The sequence below is a fragment of the Tenacibaculum haliotis genome, assembly GCF_025215075.1.
GTDB classification, from domain to species: Bacteria; Bacteroidota; Bacteroidia; order Flavobacteriales; family Flavobacteriaceae; genus Polaribacter; species Polaribacter haliotis_B.
Map to the genome: position 1 here is coordinate 31,662 of NZ_JAOBTH010000017.1, position 18,151 is coordinate 49,812.

Annotated in this window: 18 protein-coding genes; 5 read left to right on the forward strand and 13 right to left on the reverse strand. The window is 32.1% G+C overall.

Annotation, left to right across the window (positions count from 1 at the left end; genetic code table 11):
- Positions 1-1,064: 1,064 nt before the first annotated feature.
- Complete coding sequence (gene bioB, locus N2251_RS01045; RefSeq protein WP_260584825.1) at positions 1,065-2,165, forward strand: biotin synthase BioB; 1,101 nt, start codon at positions 1,065-1,067, stop codon at positions 2,163-2,165.
- 97 nt (positions 2,166-2,262) lie between these two features.
- On the opposite strand, the gene N2251_RS01050 is transcribed toward bioB, so the two are convergent.
- Genes N2251_RS01050 through panB form a run of 5 tightly spaced genes read right to left on the reverse strand, consistent with a single transcriptional unit; the run spans position 2,263 to position 5,279 of the window.
- Positions 2,263-2,568: a TM2 domain-containing protein gene (locus tag N2251_RS01050; RefSeq protein WP_260584826.1), complete on the reverse strand. Its 306-nt coding sequence runs from the start codon at positions 2,566-2,568 to the stop codon at positions 2,263-2,265.
- A gap of 34 nt (positions 2,569-2,602) precedes the next feature.
- Positions 2,603-2,992, reverse strand: a complete 390-nt coding sequence (locus N2251_RS01055; protein ID WP_260584827.1) for a VOC family protein — start codon at positions 2,990-2,992, stop codon at positions 2,603-2,605.
- Complete coding sequence (locus N2251_RS01060) at positions 2,992-3,450, reverse strand: DUF1801 domain-containing protein (RefSeq protein WP_260584828.1); 459 nt, start codon at positions 3,448-3,450, stop codon at positions 2,992-2,994. Before N2251_RS01060 ends, N2251_RS01055 begins: the two co-directional genes overlap by 1 nt.
- 25 nt (positions 3,451-3,475) lie before the next feature.
- Complete coding sequence (locus tag N2251_RS01065; protein WP_260584829.1) at positions 3,476-4,414, reverse strand: 2-hydroxyacid dehydrogenase; 939 nt, start codon at positions 4,412-4,414, stop codon at positions 3,476-3,478.
- A 46-nt stretch (positions 4,415-4,460) separates the two neighbouring features.
- The gene (panB, locus tag N2251_RS01070) at positions 4,461-5,279 is read right to left on the reverse strand and encodes a 3-methyl-2-oxobutanoate hydroxymethyltransferase (protein ID WP_260584830.1); all 819 of its coding nucleotides are present in this window, start codon (positions 5,277-5,279) and stop codon (positions 4,461-4,463) included.
- Positions 5,280-5,446: 167 nt separating this feature from the next.
- On the opposite strand from panB, the gene N2251_RS01075 reads away from it, so the two are divergent.
- The 4 genes from N2251_RS01075 to N2251_RS01090 all read left to right on the forward strand — a co-directional run bounded on the left by N2251_RS01075 (position 5,447) and on the right by N2251_RS01090 (position 7,507).
- Positions 5,447-5,920 (forward strand): nuclear transport factor 2 family protein, encoded by a 474-nt coding sequence (locus N2251_RS01075; protein ID WP_260584831.1) that lies wholly within the window; start codon positions 5,447-5,449, stop codon positions 5,918-5,920.
- 15 nt (positions 5,921-5,935) lie between these two features.
- The gene (locus tag N2251_RS01080) at positions 5,936-6,499 is read left to right on the forward strand and encodes a sigma-70 family RNA polymerase sigma factor (protein ID WP_260584832.1); all 564 of its coding nucleotides are present in this window, start codon (positions 5,936-5,938) and stop codon (positions 6,497-6,499) included.
- A gap of 6 nt (positions 6,500-6,505) precedes the next feature.
- Entirely contained in the window at positions 6,506-6,766 is a 261-nt protein-coding gene (locus N2251_RS01085; RefSeq protein ID WP_260584834.1) for a hypothetical protein, read from the forward strand.
- Positions 6,767-6,865: 99 nt separating this feature from the next.
- The gene (locus tag N2251_RS01090) at positions 6,866-7,507 is read left to right on the forward strand and encodes an O-methyltransferase (RefSeq protein WP_260584835.1); all 642 of its coding nucleotides are present in this window, start codon (positions 6,866-6,868) and stop codon (positions 7,505-7,507) included.
- Positions 7,508-7,509: 2 nt separating this feature from the next.
- On the opposite strand, the gene N2251_RS01095 is transcribed toward N2251_RS01090, so the two are convergent.
- The 8 genes from N2251_RS01095 to N2251_RS01130 all read right to left on the reverse strand — a co-directional run bounded on the left by N2251_RS01095 (position 7,510) and on the right by N2251_RS01130 (position 18,149).
- Entirely contained in the window at positions 7,510-7,791 is a 282-nt protein-coding gene (locus N2251_RS01095; RefSeq protein ID WP_260584836.1) for a Sec-independent protein translocase subunit TatA/TatB, read from the reverse strand.
- Between the two features lie 96 nt (positions 7,792-7,887).
- Complete coding sequence (locus tag N2251_RS01100) at positions 7,888-8,181, reverse strand: FoF1 ATP synthase subunit delta/epsilon (RefSeq protein WP_260584837.1); 294 nt, start codon at positions 8,179-8,181, stop codon at positions 7,888-7,890.
- Between the two features lie 33 nt (positions 8,182-8,214).
- Entirely contained in the window at positions 8,215-9,726 is a 1,512-nt protein-coding gene (atpD, locus tag N2251_RS01105) for a F0F1 ATP synthase subunit beta (RefSeq protein WP_260584838.1), read from the reverse strand.
- A 180-nt stretch (positions 9,727-9,906) separates the two neighbouring features.
- The gene (locus N2251_RS01110) at positions 9,907-11,265 is read right to left on the reverse strand and encodes an OmpA family protein (RefSeq protein WP_260584839.1); all 1,359 of its coding nucleotides are present in this window, start codon (positions 11,263-11,265) and stop codon (positions 9,907-9,909) included.
- A gap of 117 nt (positions 11,266-11,382) precedes the next feature.
- Positions 11,383-12,576: a glycine C-acetyltransferase gene (kbl, locus tag N2251_RS01115; RefSeq protein WP_260584840.1), complete on the reverse strand. Its 1,194-nt coding sequence runs from the start codon at positions 12,574-12,576 to the stop codon at positions 11,383-11,385.
- A 65-nt stretch (positions 12,577-12,641) separates the two neighbouring features.
- On the reverse strand, positions 12,642-15,767 hold the full coding sequence (locus N2251_RS01120) for a UvrD-helicase domain-containing protein (RefSeq protein ID WP_260584841.1): 3,126 nt from the start codon (positions 15,765-15,767) through the stop codon (positions 12,642-12,644).
- Between the two features lie 104 nt (positions 15,768-15,871).
- The gene (locus N2251_RS01125) at positions 15,872-17,032 is read right to left on the reverse strand and encodes a metal ABC transporter permease (protein ID WP_260584842.1); all 1,161 of its coding nucleotides are present in this window, start codon (positions 17,030-17,032) and stop codon (positions 15,872-15,874) included.
- The gene (locus N2251_RS01130) at positions 17,025-18,149 is read right to left on the reverse strand and encodes a metal ABC transporter permease (RefSeq protein WP_260584852.1); all 1,125 of its coding nucleotides are present in this window, start codon (positions 18,147-18,149) and stop codon (positions 17,025-17,027) included. The genes N2251_RS01125 and N2251_RS01130 overlap by 8 nt, the downstream gene beginning before the upstream one ends.
- Positions 18,150-18,151 lie beyond the last annotated feature (2 nt).

Sequence of the window (18,151 nt, forward strand, 5' to 3'; positions counted from 1 at the left end):
TTTTGTTTTTAGCAATTCTTTACTTTCTACGGATAAAAATGGTTAATAAATAGTTTTGCTGATATAGAACACTATACAAGTGCGTTATTCTGAATTTATTTCAGAATCGAATCTTTACAACAAACAATGCTGACTCTTGATGAGAACCTGAAACAAGTTCAGGTTGACGTAACGTTTAGTAGCTATTTATTTGGATGATTTTCACCTATTCTTTACATTTTATAGATAAAAATAGTTAATAAATAACTGTTTTGATTCAGAACTCGATACAAACGCGTCATTCTGAATTTATTTCAGAATCGAATCTTTACAACAAACAATGCTGACTCTTGATGAGAACCTGAAACAAGTTCAGGTTGACGTAACGTTTAGAAGCTATTTATTTGGATGATTTTCACCTATTCTTTACATTTTACAGATAAAAAGAGTTAATAAATAAGCTGTGCCGATATAGAACACTATACAAGCGCGTTATTCTGAATTTATTTCAGAATCGAATCTTTTCAATAAATAGTATTGACTCTTGATGAGAACCTGAAACAAGTTCAGGTTGACGTAACGTTTAGTAGCTATTTATTTGGATGATTTTCACCTATTCTTTACATTTTACAGATAAAAAGAGTTAATAAATAAGCTGTGCCGATATAGAACACTATACAAGCGCGTTATTCTGAATTTATTTCAGAATCGCATCTTTACAACAAACAATGCTGACTCTTGATGAGAACCTGAAACAAGTTCAGGTTGACGGAACGTTTAGTAGCCATTTATTTGGATGAAATTGAGGGATTTAAAATATTACAACAATATCGATTCCTCTTGATTTAATGAAGAGAAATAAAAAACTGGCTATCAAGCGGTACTTTTGTAAATAAGTTTAGCCCTGATTGAACGGTTTGTTTGAGCTCTTTTTTACTGTCTGATCGAGTGAATTTTGAAGGATGAAAAATTTGTATCGAGAACAGCTGAAAAAAAAGCGAGTAGTGAAAGCAGGAAATAGCTTCTAAAAAGAATAGATTGCCAATTAGTTTTTTTATTTTTGACAACACAAACAACTTGAATTTATGAGTGAAGTAAGACATAACTGGACGAAAGAAGAAATTCTTGAAATATATAACAAACCTATGATGGAGCTTTTATACGAGGCTGCAACGATTCATAGGAAGAGTCATGATCCTAATGTAGTACAGGTTTCTACATTATTATCTATAAAAACTGGTGGCTGTTCTGAAGATTGTGGGTACTGTCCGCAAGCGGCACGTTACCACACCAATGTTGATGGAAACGATTTAATGTCGGTACAACAAGTAAAAGCACAGGCTTTAAGAGCAAAATCGGGCGGAAGTTCTCGTGTTTGTATGGGAGCTGCTTGGAGAAACGTAAAAGACGGCCCAGAGTTTGACCAAGTTTTAGACATGGTAAGAACCATTAATAAGCTAGATATGGAGGTTTGCTGTACTTTAGGTATGGTTACCGAAAACCAAGCGCAACGTTTGGCTGAAGCTGGTTTATATGCGTATAATCATAATTTAGATTCATCGGAAGAATATTATAAGGAAGTAATTTCTACACGTGGTTACCAAGATCGTTTAGATACCATTAGCAATGTTCGTAAAACAAATGTAACTGTTTGTTCGGGTGGAATTATTGGAATGGGAGAAAATGCAGCAGACAGAGCAGGAATGTTAGTGGCTTTATCTACTTTAGATCCTCAACCAGAATCTACACCTATTAACGCACTAGTTGCTGTTGAAGGAACACCGTTAGAAGATGAAAAACCTGTAGAAATTTGGGATATGGTGCGTATGGTAGCTACTACACGTATTGTGTTACCTGAAACTCAGGTTCGTTTATCGGCAGGAAGAACGCAAATGAGTAGAGAAGGACAAGCTATGTGTTTCTTTGCTGGAGCGAATTCTATTTTTGCAGGTGATAAGTTGTTAACGACTCCGAATCCTGATGTAAATGAAGACATGAAAATGTTTGAAATGCTAGGAATGAATCCTCAAAAACCATTTACTAAAAAAGTACAACCACAATCGGTTGAAGCAAAAGATTCTAAATTTGAAAACTTAGGAGAAAAGCCAAAATGGTCTCGTCCTGAGCACAAAATTGAGCGTAACGAAGAGAAAAAGCAAGAAGCTTTGGCTTTTAGAAAAAAATAATTTCAATTTTTCTTAAATATAAAAAAGCGCCAATATTGGCGCTTTTTATTTTTTATAATCTATAATAAATAGTGAAAATAAATTTTCACTTTTCAGCTTAAAACCAAGCTTTCTTATTATTTTGGTAAGTTTCTACAAACTCTTCATCAGTTTTTGTTAAGTACATAATACCTTCTACTAAACCTATAATCCAAGGAATGTAAACTAAAAAAGCACCTATTATAATACACATTAAAACAATAGATAATAATGTTCCTCCTAGCATAATTAGTCCTTCTTTTGTATACCCTAAGATAAACTTATGAACTCCAAATCCTCCTAATACAATAGCTAAAATACCTGCTAAAATTCGTTTACTTTCTTGAGTTGGAACTGGTTTTCCATTTTCATCAATTACATTCATTTTTTTTGTTTTTAATAATTAGTTGGTGCTAAATTTATAAAAAAGCTACGTCATTTGGCTCCCAAAGTTCAACTTTATTTCCATCTAAATCTATAATCCACCCAAACTTACCGTAATCGTACTCTTCTATCTTACCTAAAACCTGTACTCCTTTTGTTTTTAGCTCCTCTAATAATTCTACCAAATTTTCTACTCGGTAGTTAAACATAAAGTCTTTATTTGATGGTTGAAAATGTTTGGTATCTTTTGTAAACGGACTCCATTGTGTAGATGCTTCTTTTCCTTCATTATCTTTCCACCAAAAGGTACAACCCCAATCATCCGTATTAAAGCCTAAATTATTTTTATACCAATCTTTGGTTTCTGATACATTTTCGGTTTTAAAAAACACACCACCTATTCCTAAAACTTTACCTTTTTTCATTATTTCTTTTTTATAGCTGATTCATAAATAGCAATCCATTCTTTAACTGTCATTTTTGTACAAAGTTCTTTGATTAAATCAAACGGAATTTCTTCTATTTTCTTGAATCGAATACAACTTTTACCCATATCTAATTTACGTTTACAATGCTTTGGATATTCAGCAACAAACCAATCATATAATTCTTTTTTAGCATAAATTCCGCTATGATATAAATTGATTGAATTTTTCTGTGAAGCAATATTTATAAACGGAAGTGGCAGTTTAGGATCACAATGATAACCATTTGGGTATACCGCATGAGGCACATAATAACCAATCATATTATAACTCATACCTTCTTCAAAACCTTTGGGAAGATTGTTTTTTATAATATTCCGCAGTTTTTCTAGAATTACTTGTCGCTCTTCCGGAATTTGCGCTATATATTTTTCAGGTGAATTGGCTTCGTATTTCATGGTAACTAATTTTAAAAGTTACAAGTTAACAAAATTTTGCTTTTATTTTATCTACAATTGTTTGTGCTAGTTTTTCTTTACTTTCAACCGTCCAACCTGCAACATGCGGAGAAAGCAATACATTATCAGCATTTATTAAATATTTAAATGCAGCTGGCATCTCTTGATTTACAAATAAATTCTCAAAAGATTTTTTCTCGTACTCTAAAACATCTAAACCTGCTCCTAATATTTTACCAGATTTTAAAGCATCAACCAAATCGGTAGTAACAACAGATTTTCCTCTTGCCGTATTTAATAACCAAAAAGGATTAGAAAAAGCATTGATAAAATCTGAATCAATCATATTCATCGTTAAAGCTGTTTGTGGAGTATGTAAGCTTAAAACGTCCGATTTTTCTTGTAATTCTTTTAACGAAACTTGGGTGCAATTTTCATCGCCAACATTCGGTTTAATATCATAACACAGAACTTTCACGTCAAAACCACGAAGTTTTTTTGCAAAAGATTTACCCATATTACCATAACCAATTAAACCAACTGTTTTTCCGTCGAGTTCAATTCCACGATTATCTTCACGCAACCATTTTCCGTTTCTAACTTCTTTATCAGTTTTATTCAACTTATTAAAAAGTGATAATAACATTCCCAAAGTATGCTCACCAACCGCATTGCTGTTTCCTTCAGGTGCTGAAATTAAATACACTCCTTTTTTCTCAGCATAGTCACAAGCTATATTTTCTAAACCAGCACCTACTCGACCAATAAACTTAAGGTTGGTCGCTTTATCTAAAAAAGTAGCATCAATAGAAAATCTACTTCGGATGATGATTCCGTTATAGTGATGAATTTTAGCTTCAATTTCTATTTTTGTAGACTTATAATCTTCTTCATTTGTAAAACCTGCATTATTTAACTGCTCTAATAACAAAGGATGATTTGAATCTAAGTGAAGTATTTTCATTTTTTATCTGATAAAAAAAAGCCTTCTTTTCAGAAGACTTTTCAGTTTAATATTGTTCTTTTTCGTTCGGAAAGTCTTTTGATTTTACATCGGCTATATAATTTTGAAAAGCGCTGGTCATTTCTGAATATAAATCTAAATATCTACGTAAAAAACGCGGATTAAATTCATGTGTCATTCCAATCATATCGTGGGTAACTAATACTTGTCCGTCTACGCCACCACCAGCTCCAATACCAATCACCGGAATTGTTAAACTTTCGGCTACTTTTTGAGCCAAAGCTGCCGGAACTTTTTCTAAAACCAAAGCAAAACAACCTAATTCTTGTAATAATTTAGCGTCTTCTAATAATTTCTCTGCCTCTTCATCTTCTTTCGCTCTAACAGTATAAGTTCCGAATTTATAAATAGATTGAGGTGTTAATCCTAAATGCCCCATTACAGGAATACCTGCGGTTAATATTCTGGATACCGACTCACCTATTTCACTTCCTCCTTCTAACTTTACTGCGTGTCCGCCAGATTCTTTCATCACTTTTATAGCAGATTCTAAAGCACTTTTAGAATTCCCTTGATAAGTACCAAAAGGTAAATCAACCACCACTAAACAACGTTCAATAGCTCTTACTACAGAACTTGCATGATATATCATTTGATCGAGTGTAATTGGTAAAGTCGTTTCGTGACCCGCCATTACATTTGAAGCTGAATCGCCTACTAAAATGACATCAATTCCTGCACCATCTACAATTTTTGCCATCGTATAATCATAAGCAGTAAGCATAGAGATTTTTTCTCCGTTCGCTTTCATTTCTACTAATGACTTTGTCGTTACTCTTTTATATTGTTTTTTAGCTACTGACATTATTTCGAATTTTCTTGATTGTAAAAATACGCAATTAATCGATTTAATTATCGCATAAAATCAAGTAACAATTCTAATATCTTTAATTTATTAAAGTTCATAATCTTCTGTTAATCCGATTCAGTTCGTCATTTTTTTAATAGCTTTACGTTATAAACTACACTATCATGCATAAAACAATCACTTTTCTTATCATTTTTGTATTTACGAATGTTGCTAATGCACAAAAAAACACAGCACATATCGCTATTAAAAAAACGATTGGAACTTTTTTTGATGGACTTCATAAAGGCGATAGTACACTTGTTAGTTCTACTTTACATGCGACTATTAGCATACAAACTACTTTTACAAATAAAAACGGTATTAAAACCTTAGTTACTGATACGAAGAAAAAACTTTTAACTGGAATTGCCAATAAAAAACCTGAGCATATTTATTTAGAAAAACTATTATCTTGGGACATTAATCTTGATGGAAATTTAGCTTCTGTTTGGACACCTTATGAGTTTTATTTAAATGGAAAATTTAGCCATTGTGGAGCCAATTCTTTTCAGTTGTTTAATAACAACGGAAAATGGGAAATAATTTATTTAGTAGATATGAGACGTAAAAATGATTGTAGAGCTTCTAAAAAATAACCTATATTTGACACAATGGATGGAACAAATACTTTAACACCCAACAAATGGGTAGATGCTTATGCTGATTATTTATTTAATTATGCTGTGGCTCGTGTAAATGATTCTAATATTGCCAAGGATTTAGTGCAAGAAACATTTTTTGCAGGTCTTAAATCTGCTAAAAATTTTCAAGGTAAGGCTACCGAAAGAACTTGGTTAGTTTCAATATTAAAAAGAAAAGTAATTGATCATTATCGAAAAATAAATTCTAATAAAGGGCAAGCCGAAGTTAGAATGAGTTTTTATGATAGTGGCGATAATGAAGGGAATTGGATTGAAGAACGCGTACCACAATCTTGGGATAATGAAGCCGAAAAAAATATTGAAAATGAAGAGTTAAAATCTCAATTAGAAGATTGTATTGATAAACTTCCTGAAAAATATGCCATGGTTTTTAGAATGAAAACCATTCAAGAATTTGAAACTGAAGAAATTTGTAAGGAACTAAATATCACTGCGTCAAACCTATGGGTTATTATTCATAGAGCAAGAACTCAGCTAAGAAGTTGTATGGAAAAGAACTGGTTTAATAAGTAAGAAATAATGTTTAAGAAATTTAAAATAACATGTGATGAAGTAACTGCTATTTGCGATAAAGCGCAATATGGTGAAGCTTCATTTTATGAAAAACTACAGCTCAACTGGCATTTATTAGCCTGTAAAATATGTGCTTTGTATTCTAAACAAAATAGTAAAATGTCTGATATTTTTAAAATGAAGGCTAGTAATTGTAAAAATGAAACAAAGTGTTTATCTAAAAAAGACAAAGATGCTTTAAAAGAGCAATTAAGTCAATTTAATTAATTGTTTAGTTTATATGTAATTGATTTTTGTTAGATTGAAAACGGAATTTATTTTAAAATAAGTTCCGTTTTTTTATACCTTTGAATCAAAATTAAAACCATGCATTTTCTTCCTGAAAAAATTGATACTTATGTTGTTAATCATTCACAACAAGAGCCTAAAATACTACAAGAGTTAACCAAAGAAACCTGGCAAAAAGTATTAAATCCTAGAATGTTAAGTGGTGCTTTTCAAGGAAGGGTTTTATCAATGATTTCAAAATTAATTAATCCGAAATCAATTTTAGAAATTGGTACTTATACTGGTTATTCTGCCTTGTGTTTAGCGGAAGGTTTGTCCGAAGATGGAAAACTTTACACTATTGATAAAAATGAAGAGCTAGAAGAGTTACAAGCTACTTATTTTAAAAAATCAGCTTATAAAAGTCAGATTCAACAGTATATCGGAAATGCGATTGATATTATTCCGACTATAAATACCAAATTCGACTTAGTTTTTATTGATGCTGATAAATCTAATTATCTAAATTATTTCGATTTAATTATTGATAAAATGAATACAGGTGGTGTAATTTTATCTGATAATGTACTTTGGAGTGGTAAAGTAGTAGAAGCTCTTAATCCGAAAGATATCGACACCAAAGTTCTTTTAGAATATAACAGAAAACTTAATGAAGATGATCGCTTAGAAACTGTTTTATTACCAATACGAGATGGGTTAACAATTAGTCGTGTAAAGTAATTTTAAAAATTTCTTTTTATAGGGCCTGTAAAATCATCAATATTGTCTTTTACTTTGTTAACTTCATTATTGATGTCTTTTACAAAATCAGTATCTATTCCTTGATTTTTTGCGCTATCATTAATTTCTTTCTTGATATCATTGGTTGCATCCTTAACCTGACGTATACCTTTTCCTAGTCCTCTAGCTATTTCAGGAATTTTATCTGCTCCGAATAACATAACGACTAATAACAAGATTACAAAAATCTCAGGACCTCCTATAAATAAAAATACTACATTCATTGCTACAAAGATAATTAAAATCAGTAGTTAAATTCTTTATAAAATAAAAAAAGCCAAACTTTACGTTTGGCTTTTTTATTTATGATTTATAAGTAATTAATCTGCAAGAATAATTGCCTTATTATCTTTCATTTCTAAAGTTCCAGATTTGATTGCTAAAGTTAATACTTTATCATCTTCTGGTAAACTTACTATGCTGCCATGTAAATCATCAAAAATTAAATGATTTTGTGTATGTACATGTACTTTTACAGTTCCTTGATTTAAAATAGACACGACTGGTGCGTGATTATTTAACATCTGAAATTCACCGTTTACACCTGGTACAGTAACAGAATCAACTTCTGACGAAAACAAAATAGCTTCTGGAGTTACAATTTCTAAAAACATAATTTCAATAGAATTTATTATTATTAATTGTTACTATGCTTCCGCTAACATTTTCTCACCATAATCAATAGCTTCCTGAATAGAACCTCTTAAGTTAAATGCTGCTTCTGGATACTTATCTAACTCACCGTCCATAATCATATTAAATCCTTTAATAGTATCTTTAATATCAACTAAACAACCAGGTATACCTGTAAACTGTTCAGCTACGTGGAATGGCTGAGATAAGAAACGCTGTACACGACGTGCTCTGTGTACTACTAACTTATCTTCTTCAGATAATTCTTCCATACCTAAAATGGCGATAATATCTTGTAATTCTTTATAACGTTGTAAAATCTCTTTTACTTTTGTTGCTGTATTATAGTGCTCATCTCCTAATACTTCAGCAGATAAAATTCTTGAAGTAGAATCTAAAGGATCTACTGCAGGATAAATACCTAATTCGGCAATTTTACGAGATAATACTGTTGTTGCATCTAAATGCGCAAACGTTGTTGCTGGTGCTGGATCTGTTAAATCATCTGCAGGTACATAAACTGCTTGTACAGATGTAATAGAACCTTTCTTAGTAGAAGTAATACGCTCTTGCATTGCTCCCATTTCTGTAGCTAATGTTGGTTGATATCCTACTGCTGATGGCATACGACCTAATAAGGCTGATACTTCAGAACCTGCTTGTGTAAAACGGAAGATATTATCTACGAAGAAAAGTACATCTTTTCCTTGTGCTTCTCCTGCTCCATCACGGAAATATTCTGCAATTGTTAAACCTGATAAAGCAACACGTGCTCTTGCCCCAGGTGGCTCGTTCATTTGTCCGAATACGAAAGTAGCTTTCGAATCTCTCATTCCTGGCTTATCTACTTTAGATAAATCCCATCCTCCTTCTTCCATAGAATGCATAAAATCATCACCATACTTGATAATTCCAGATTCTAACATCTCTCTAAGTAAATCGTTTCCTTCACGAGTTCTTTCACCTACACCTGCAAATACAGATAAACCTCCGTGCCCTTTTGCAATGTTGTTAATTAACTCTTGAATTAAAACTGTTTTACCAACTCCTGCTCCACCAAATAATCCAATCTTACCTCCTTTTGCATACGGCTCAATTAAATCAATTACTTTAATACCAGTAAATAAAACTTCTGTTGATACTGATAAGTCTTCGAATTTAGGTGCTTGACGGTGAATAGATAAACCTGCATCTCCTGTTTTAGGTAAGTTTCCTAATCCATCAATAGCTTCACCTGTTACGTTAAACAAACGACCATAAATATCGTTTCCTATTGGCATTTGAATTGGGCTTCCTGTAGCGATTACTTCTGTACCTCTACTTAAACCATCAGTCGCATCCATAGAAATAGTACGAACTGTATCTTCACCTATATGTTGTTGAACCTCTAATACTAAAATTGAACCATCAGCTTTTTTAATTTCTAATGAATCGTAAATTTTTGGTAATTCAGTATTTCCTGTATTAAACTCAACATCGATAACTGGACCAATAATTTGAGAAACTTTACCTGTTATTGTAGACATTACTATATGTAATTAAAGTTATTTAATTTGCTATGTGAGCTTTAGCTCATTTTTCAAAGTGCAAAGGTAATTTTTTTAGTGGAATTTAAAAAGTCTTTCACGCTATTTTTACTAAAAATATTGCATAAAAAAAAGCCTCACGGAAGTGAGGCTTTTAATATTATAAATGTTTTAATTAAATTATTTAGCTAATTTAATTTCAACACGTCTGTTTTGAGCTCTACCAGCTCTTGTTTTGTTATCAGCAATTGGGTAGTCTTCACCAAAACCTGCAGAAGTTAATCTTGCAGCAGCAACACCAGCTTTAGAAACTAAATAATCTAAAACAGCCTTGGCTCTTCTTTCAGATAATTTTTTATTACTAGCAGCTCTACCTTGGCTATCACTATGACCTTGAATACTAAAGTTTGCTTTAGAATATTCTTTCATGATTACAGCAATTCTATCTAAGTTAGCAGTAACTCCAGGCTTAAACGTTGTTCTACCAGAGTTAAAGTAAATAGCTCTTGCGAAGTCATTTAATTTTTTCTCAGCAGCTTTTGTAATTACTACTTCTGGACATCCATTGTTAGAAGCAACACCTGCTACATTAGGACACTTATCGTCTTTATCTAAAACGCTATCTCCATCAGTATCTGGCCAAGGACAACCTGCATTAGCAACAGGACCTGCAACAGTAGGACATTTATCTTTAGCATCAACTACACCGTCTCCGTCAGTATCAGGACACCCGTTGTTAACTTTTGTTCCTTTTTCAGTAGGACAAGCATCGTCTTTATCAGCAATCCCATCACCATCTGCATCAGGACATCCGTTTAAAGCAGCTAAACCATGAACTTCTGGACATGCATCATCAGCATCCTTAACACCATCATTATCAGTATCAGGACATCCGTTGAACTCCTCTAAACCAGCAACTTCTGGACATGCATCATCTTTATCGAAAACTCCGTCACCATCTGTATCAGTTCCTCCAAACTTAAACACTAAACCAACTGAATGCTGAAAGTGTTCTTGAACGTTATCACTAAACCCTTTTTTAATTCCTGATTGAAAATTTAAACCTAAATTATCATTAAACCATGTATTGAATCCTAAACCTCCATTTAACATTCCTTCACCTTCATCTGCAAAAGATGTGTATCCACCACCTAAATATACATAAGGATCAAACCAAGAAGTTTCTCCGAATAAATTATTTAAGTCATACTTTACATTAGCATCTACAGCCCAGTAAAGCTCATCTGTATCATTTTTAGCAATTACTGTTTCTATTTTATTTAAAGACCCAGCTAACTGTAACGTAAAACCATCGTTTAAGTACTTCCCTACAGTTACTCTTGAAATAGAAGGTAAGACATTCCAGTCACTAGTACCTACATAATCTTTTGCATAACCTTCAAAACCATTTGGAATTCTAACGTCTACAGCGTTAACTCCAAATCCAACCGCCCATGGGTTGTCTGAATCTTGTGCGTTTATCGTTCCTACAGTAGCGAACGTAAACAAAGCTATCACAGCTAATTTGAATTGTTTCATTATAAAAATTTTAAATTAAAAGTTCGTTTATATTAAGCAAATGTAAGTTGTTAAAACTTATTTACAAAAGTAAATCTACAAAAACTTACAATAAATACAAGATTTCATTTAAGATATTTAAATCACTTCCAGCTCTTTCCCTACTTTTACAAAGGCTTTAATCGCTTTATCTAAATGTTCTTTTTCATGTGCGGCTGACAATTGCACACGTATTCTTGCTTTTTCCTTAGGAACAACTGGAAAGAAAAAACCTATTACATAAATGCCTTCTTCTAATAATTTATTTGCCATATTCTGAGAAAGCTTTGCATCGTACAACATCACCGGTACTATAGCCGCATCAGCTCCTACTAAATCGAAACCTGCTTTCTCCATTTCTGTTCTAAAGTAATTGGTATTCCATTCTAACTTATCTCTTAAAGAAGTATCGTTTGAAATTAAATCAAAAACTTTTAATGCTCCTCCTACTAAAGAAGGCGCTAATGAGTTTGAAAATAAATACGGACGAGAACGCTGACGTAATATTTCGATAATTTCTTTTTTACCTGTCGTATAACCTCCCATTGCACCACCAAGTGCTTTTCCTAAAGTACCGGTTACGATATCAACACGATCCATTACATTTTTAAGCTCAACAGTACCACGACCTGTTTTACCTATAAATCCGGTGGCGTGACATTCATCAACCATTACCATTGCATCGTATTTATCCGCTAAATCACAAATTTCATCAAGCTTTGCTACAATTCCATCCATAGAGAAAACTCCGTCAGTAACAATAATCTTAAAACGATGTTCTTGCTTATTTGCTTCAATCAACTGCGCTTCTAAAGAACTCATATCATTATTATCATAACGATAACGAGCTGCTTTACACAAACGAACTCCGTCTATAATAGAAGCGTGATTTAAACTGTCAGAAATAATAGCATCATCTTTAGTTAATAAAGGTTCAAAAACGCCACCATTTGCATCAAAAGCAGCAGCATACAATATCGTGTCTTCAGTTGTATAAAATTCTGCAATTTTTGCTTCTAGTTGTTTATGAATATCTTGAGTTCCACAAATAAAACGTACAGATGACATTCCGAAACCATGTGTATCCATAGTATCTTTTGCTGCTTGAATTACCTCAGGATTATTTGACAATCCTAAATAGTTATTAGCACAAAAATTAATTACCTCCTCGCCTGTTGCTATTTTTATAGCAGCATCTTGAGATGATGTAATAATACGTTCTGACTTATACAATCCGGCATCTTTAATTTCCTGAATTTCTTGCTGTAATTGTTCTTTTATTTTTCCGTACATAATTTATATTTTAGTTACATCTACAATCGATGTGGTATTTATATTTAAAGGGTCAAAGTTAATTGTTAAACTTCTTCAACCAAAATTTCTTCATTAATATATATGAGTAGTTTTTTATCAACCTTAAAATCCATCGATTTTAACACACGTTCGTATCGTAATAATTGCTGATGATAACTCTTGGATGGTTTTCCTGTTTTATAATCAATAATAGTTACTGCATTATTCGTATCAAGTACCAATCGATCGGGAATTAAAATCTGATTATCAACATCAACAATTTCACGCTCATTATATATAGTTACTTCGTTTGAATAATAATGCTGCAAATCTGAATGACTTACAATTTTATTAATATTCGTTTTAATCGTTTTTGCTTGCTCTTTAGCTATTACACCTTGTTGCTCATATTGATTCACTATTTTTTCTACATCGCGCTCTGTTGAAATTTTCGCCATCATTTCGTGAATCAAGTTACCAAATTCAATAGCTTTTCCTTGCTCAGTATTCCAAAGTTTTGAAGCACTTGCCAACATATGAATATTGTGCTCTTGCCAAGGTGTTGATATAAATTCTTCTTGAATCGCTGCCAAAGAAGTAATTTCTTTACGCTCACTAGTTCTTGATAAATTCCCAAAAGAGTATTCTAACTGATCATTATTCCATAGATTTTTTTCTTTTAGATAATTGATAAATATTCCTGAATAAAAATTGATATTCTCTTCTCCTTTAGCTGTAATTTTATATTCGGTAATAATATGTAGCTGCTCTACCGAACGCGTTAAAGCAACGTATAAAAGATTAAAATTATCTAACTCTAGTTCCTCTCTTTGTTGGTCGTATATCTCTAAACTTCGCTCGTTTATAGCTTTTAGATCTTTATTAAACGGCACTAACAATTCCTTGAAATTTTCAAAATCAGCTGGTAAATCATCCAACCATATTTTAGGATTTATTTGTCGGTAAATTTCTAAATCGTACGGAAAAATAACAACCGGGAATTCTAATCCTTTCGATTTATGAATCGTCATTACCTGAACAGCGTTTCCGCTTTCGGGAGCCACAATACTTAAATTTGCTTTTTTGTCTTCCCAAAAATCTAAAAATTCTTGAATACTCGTTCCTTTTCTTTGCTGTTCTAAAACCACATCTAAAAAGAATTGCACATAGGCATCTGAAGAGTTTATCAATTTAAAACTTCGGATGATTTCCTCTACTTTTTCATAAAACGGTAATTGATGAAAATCGGCTAACTTAAAAGATACTTGGTAACTTAATAACTCTTTAAAAATTGCATCATTCGGCTGATGAATCATTGCTGATATAAAAGCATGTTTTTCCGTTTTCAACGCTAAAAGATCGTGTAAGAAATACAAAACCTCTAACAATGCTTCTTTATCATTCGGATGTTGAATTACTTGTAAAACATCCACAATAAAATTTACTTTCGAGCTGTTTTGCAACAACAACGTTTCTGAAGAAATAATGTTAATTCCGTTTTCAGATAAATAATTTGCCACTGCAATTCCATCTTTTTTCTTACGGACTAATACACAAATTTCATTTAAAGAAAAATCGGCTTCTAAACTTTTAATTGTTTCTAATATTTTCTTCGGATATTTTAAAACCTCATCCTCTTTTTCTTCTTCCTTATCTAAAAAAGACAACGAAACATATCCACCTTTTTTTGCCGTTGTTAACTGCTTATTTCCTTCAATAAATAACTGCTTATAGTTTTCATTTTGAAGAAAATTTGAAGTATGCTGAAAAAATTGATTGTTAAAATCTATTACCTCCGTATAGCTTCTATAATTAGTCTCTAGTGTTTTTATTTCTTTCGGAACATGAAACGGATTCTCAACATCTGATCCTAAAGAAATAAACTGCTCTGCTTTACCGCCACGCCAACGATAAATAGCTTGTTTACCATCACCAACCAACAATAAATTACTTTTTTCTTGCGCTAATGCATTGTCGATTAACGGAATTATATTTTGCCATTGTAACACCGATGTATCTTGCATCTCATCAATAAAATAATGCATAAATCGCTGTCCGATTCTTTCATAAATAAATGGCGCAGGTTGGTCTTTTATATTGTCAGAAATTAATTGATTAAACTCGGCATTTAATCGGATATTATTCTCTTCTTTTATATGTGTTAATTCTAAATTAATATGATTTAAAACTGCTAACGGAATGATACTTTTTAATGCCAATTTATTCATTAAAAATTGCTGATACAATTCTTCTGACTGACTATATAAATTCAACAATTCTGGCAAAACACTTTCAATAGCACTTTTTATGTCGTCTGATTTTGATTTTGCATAAAAATTATTTTCTTCGATACGTTCGCGAAGTTTTGAATCTTCGAAAAACTTTGCTTTCTCTAGATTTTGAGATAACGCCAAAAAATGATTCGGCAACATCGATCGATAAAAATCTTTATGATTTATTTGTGCCGTTTCTATAATCGCTATTCCCTGATTACCAATATCTACAAATCGAGTTTTTATCTCTTTTTGATGTTTAGAAAGTTTAGTTTTTAAGTTCGTAAAATCAGCTAGTTTTTTATCCGCCAGTTTTCTAAAATGCTTCGTATCGTCTTCATTTAATAAAATTCTAGAAAACTCATTTAGCTCCAACGAAATATCCCACGATTTATCATCATCTGCTTTATCAAGTGAAAAATCGATTAATAATTTCGTTAAATCTTTATCAGTTCCAATTTTAGAAATCAATACATCAACAGCTTCATTCAATAAAGAAACAGCATCCATTTCAACCTCAAAATTTAGCGACAATCCTAAATCGTACGCAAAACTTTTAATTATTTTATGCGTAAAACTATCAATCGTAGTAATTGAAAAAGCGGAGTAGTTTTGTAAAACAGCGTCTAATATTTTCTTACTTCTATCTTTAACGGTTTGTTTATCAATTTTAATTTCATTGATAATAAGTTGAAACAAATCGTTTTCTTTTCCTTCAGAGAATTCTTGTAGATTTTCTAATACACGCTCTTTCATTTCACCAGCGGCTTTGTTGGTAAATGTAATCGCTAATATTTTCTGAAAAGTGAAAATATCATCAGAACTCAATAAAACTTTTAGATATTCTTTTACAAGCGTAAACGTTTTTCCGCTACCAGCAGAGGCATTGTACACTTGAAAATTAGAAGAATTTTTCACAGAGTATTTTTTTTATGCAAAGTAATCTATTTAGAGAAAATAAGAAAGCAGAGAGTAGAAAGATTCTTACTTTAAAAAAAAGTGACAATATGATAAAATTACATTTATCCTCTAAACAAAAAGAAATCTTTTTTCATAGATTCGATCTTAGAATCGTCGTTTGTTATAATATAATCTATTGCTTTTTCGGTAAAGGTTTTTCCTTTTTTGGTAAGTGATATAATTTGATTTTCTACAACAATCATATTATTTTTTCTAGCTAAATCTACTACCGATTTTGCTTTTATTTTATGCCAATTTATATGCTCATTTAAATGATTAATATGTCTTTCTCTTTTTTCAGTATGATTATTTAAGTGCAACAAAAAAGTAAGCAATTGCACTTCTTTTTGTTGTTGCCTGTTTCTATAAATTACTGAAATTAAACCTCTATTGGGAGCCAATAAATACACAAAAAAGAACACCAAACCTAGCATACTAATCATAGATCCAGAGATAGAGGCATCTAACCAATGCGCTACCCAATAACCCGATATAGCCGAAAACACACCAAATAAGCCTGAAAAAACTAACATTTTCTTTAAATCATTCGTTAATAAATAAGCGGTGGCCGCTGGCGCAATCATTAACGCAACTACTAATATTGCTCCGACCGCATCAAAAGCGCCAACTGTTGTTATCGATGCCACACTCATTAATCCGTAGTGAATTACAATTGGTGAAAAACCTAAGGCTGTTGCCAAACCAGCATCGAATGTGCTTATTTTTAGCTCTTTAAAAAAAGCGATTAAAAGGCTTAAAGTAATTACTAATATTGTTCCTATAATCCATAATGATTTCGGTCCGATATCTATTCCATTAATTAATAATCGATCAAACGGAGCAAAAGCCAGTTCTCCCAATAAAACAGCATCTACATCTAAATGAACATCGTTTGCATTTTTGGCAATTAAAAGTACACCAATACTAAACAACGCTGGAAATACTAAGCCAATTGCAGTATCTTCTTTTACCAATTTTGTTTTCTGAATATACTCAACTAACACCACAGTTAAAATTCCTGATAAGGCTCCCATTAAAATTAATAAAGGTGAATTTAAATCGTGTGTGATAAAAAAACCGATTACCAAACCGGGTAAAATCGAATGGCTAATAGCATCGCTAATTAATGCCATTTTTCGTAAAACCAAAAACACACCAGGTATTGCACAAGCAACTGCTACTAAACTTACTATTAATTGTATTTCTATCTGAGCACTACTCATTTTCTATATGTTGATTATATAAATTACCTGCGAACTGATATCCTTCTTCCGTCATTGACCACATTTTACCCTGAACTTTTATATATTCTTTCTCTTCTAGTTTTTTTAAAGTACCTCTTGTATATCCTTGAAAATTATTTAAAATTCTTACCGCATGCGGATGTGATTTATCTTCGTGTGTCTTAACAAGGTCGAACATAAAAGATAAGGTTTTATGCAACTGTAAATCGCGTCTGTTCTTTAAAAAACGAATTTGGCGAAAAAGTAATCCTCTTGAAGGTGAAAAAATAAATGAAAACACTACAAATACTGCGGCAACCAACACAATTACAGGCCCTGTAGATAAATTAGATTGACTTGCGCTAATTCCCGTACCCACAACACCGGCAAGCGAACCAAAAACAGCTGCTAAAACAACCATGGTACTTAAACTGTTTGTCCATTGACGTGCTGCTGCTGCTGGCGCTAATAACATGGCACTCATTAAAACAACGCCTACTGTTTGCAATCCTAAAACAATTGCTAACACAATGAAACAGGTTATTAAAGCATCAATGAATTTTATATTAAACCCTAAGGTTTTTGCATAATCTGCATCAAATAATAAGAGTTTAAATTCTTTCCAGAAGAGCAATAATACCGCTAAACAAATCGCTGTAACTATTGCCATAAACCAAACATCTTTAATTAGCAATGTTGCTGCCTGCCCAAACAGAAATTTATCTAAACCTGACTGATTTGCATTTGGTAATTTCTGAATAAAAGTTAAAAGTAACATTCCGAATCCGAAGAAAACAGAAAGAATAAGACCTAAAGCAGTATCTGTTTTTAAGTGTGTGTTTTTTACAATTCCGCGTATCCAAAAAGCTCCGATTAGTCCGCTTATCAATGCACCTAGTAATAAAACATTGGTGTCTTTTGTACCTGTAATTAAAAATGCAATGGCAATACCTGGAAGTGATGCATGTGAAATTGCATCGCCCAATAAACTTTGTTTTCTTAGCACCGCAAAACTACCCAACATACCACAAATAGCACCTAAAATAGCGGTTCCGATTGTAATAGTTCGAAGCGTATAATCTGAAAAAACGAGTTTAAAATATTCAGAAAAGTCGATAG

Excerpts from the sequence above, each read along its gene's own strand:
- bioB (WP_260584825.1), top strand. The coding sequence starts at position 1,065 with ATGAGTGAAGTAAGACATAACTGGACGAAAGAAGAAATTCTTGAAATA.
- N2251_RS01050 (WP_260584826.1), bottom strand. The coding sequence starts at position 2,568 with ATGAATGTAATTGATGAAAATGGAAAACCAGTTCCAACTCAAGAAAGT.
- N2251_RS01055 (WP_260584827.1), bottom strand. The coding sequence starts at position 2,992 with ATGAAAAAAGGTAAAGTTTTAGGAATAGGTGGTGTGTTTTTTAAAACC.
- N2251_RS01060 (WP_260584828.1), bottom strand. The coding sequence starts at position 3,450 with ATGAAATACGAAGCCAATTCACCTGAAAAATATATAGCGCAAATTCCG.
- N2251_RS01065 (WP_260584829.1), bottom strand. The coding sequence starts at position 4,414 with ATGAAAATACTTCACTTAGATTCAAATCATCCTTTGTTATTAGAGCAG.
- panB (WP_260584830.1), bottom strand. The coding sequence starts at position 5,279 with ATGTCAGTAGCTAAAAAACAATATAAAAGAGTAACGACAAAGTCATTA.
- N2251_RS01075 (WP_260584831.1), top strand. The coding sequence starts at position 5,447 with ATGCATAAAACAATCACTTTTCTTATCATTTTTGTATTTACGAATGTT.
- N2251_RS01080 (WP_260584832.1), top strand. The coding sequence starts at position 5,936 with ATGGATGGAACAAATACTTTAACACCCAACAAATGGGTAGATGCTTAT.
- N2251_RS01085 (WP_260584834.1), top strand. The coding sequence starts at position 6,506 with ATGTTTAAGAAATTTAAAATAACATGTGATGAAGTAACTGCTATTTGC.
- N2251_RS01090 (WP_260584835.1), top strand. The coding sequence starts at position 6,866 with ATGCATTTTCTTCCTGAAAAAATTGATACTTATGTTGTTAATCATTCA.
- N2251_RS01095 (WP_260584836.1), bottom strand. The coding sequence starts at position 7,791 with ATGAATGTAGTATTTTTATTTATAGGAGGTCCTGAGATTTTTGTAATC.
- N2251_RS01100 (WP_260584837.1), bottom strand. The coding sequence starts at position 8,181 with ATGTTTTTAGAAATTGTAACTCCAGAAGCTATTTTGTTTTCGTCAGAA.
- atpD (WP_260584838.1), bottom strand. The coding sequence starts at position 9,726 with ATGTCTACAATAACAGGTAAAGTTTCTCAAATTATTGGTCCAGTTATC.
- N2251_RS01110 (WP_260584839.1), bottom strand. The coding sequence starts at position 11,265 with ATGAAACAATTCAAATTAGCTGTGATAGCTTTGTTTACGTTCGCTACT.
- kbl (WP_260584840.1), bottom strand. The coding sequence starts at position 12,576 with ATGTACGGAAAAATAAAAGAACAATTACAGCAAGAAATTCAGGAAATT.
- N2251_RS01125 (WP_260584842.1), bottom strand. The coding sequence starts at position 17,032 with ATGAGTAGTGCTCAGATAGAAATACAATTAATAGTAAGTTTAGTAGCA.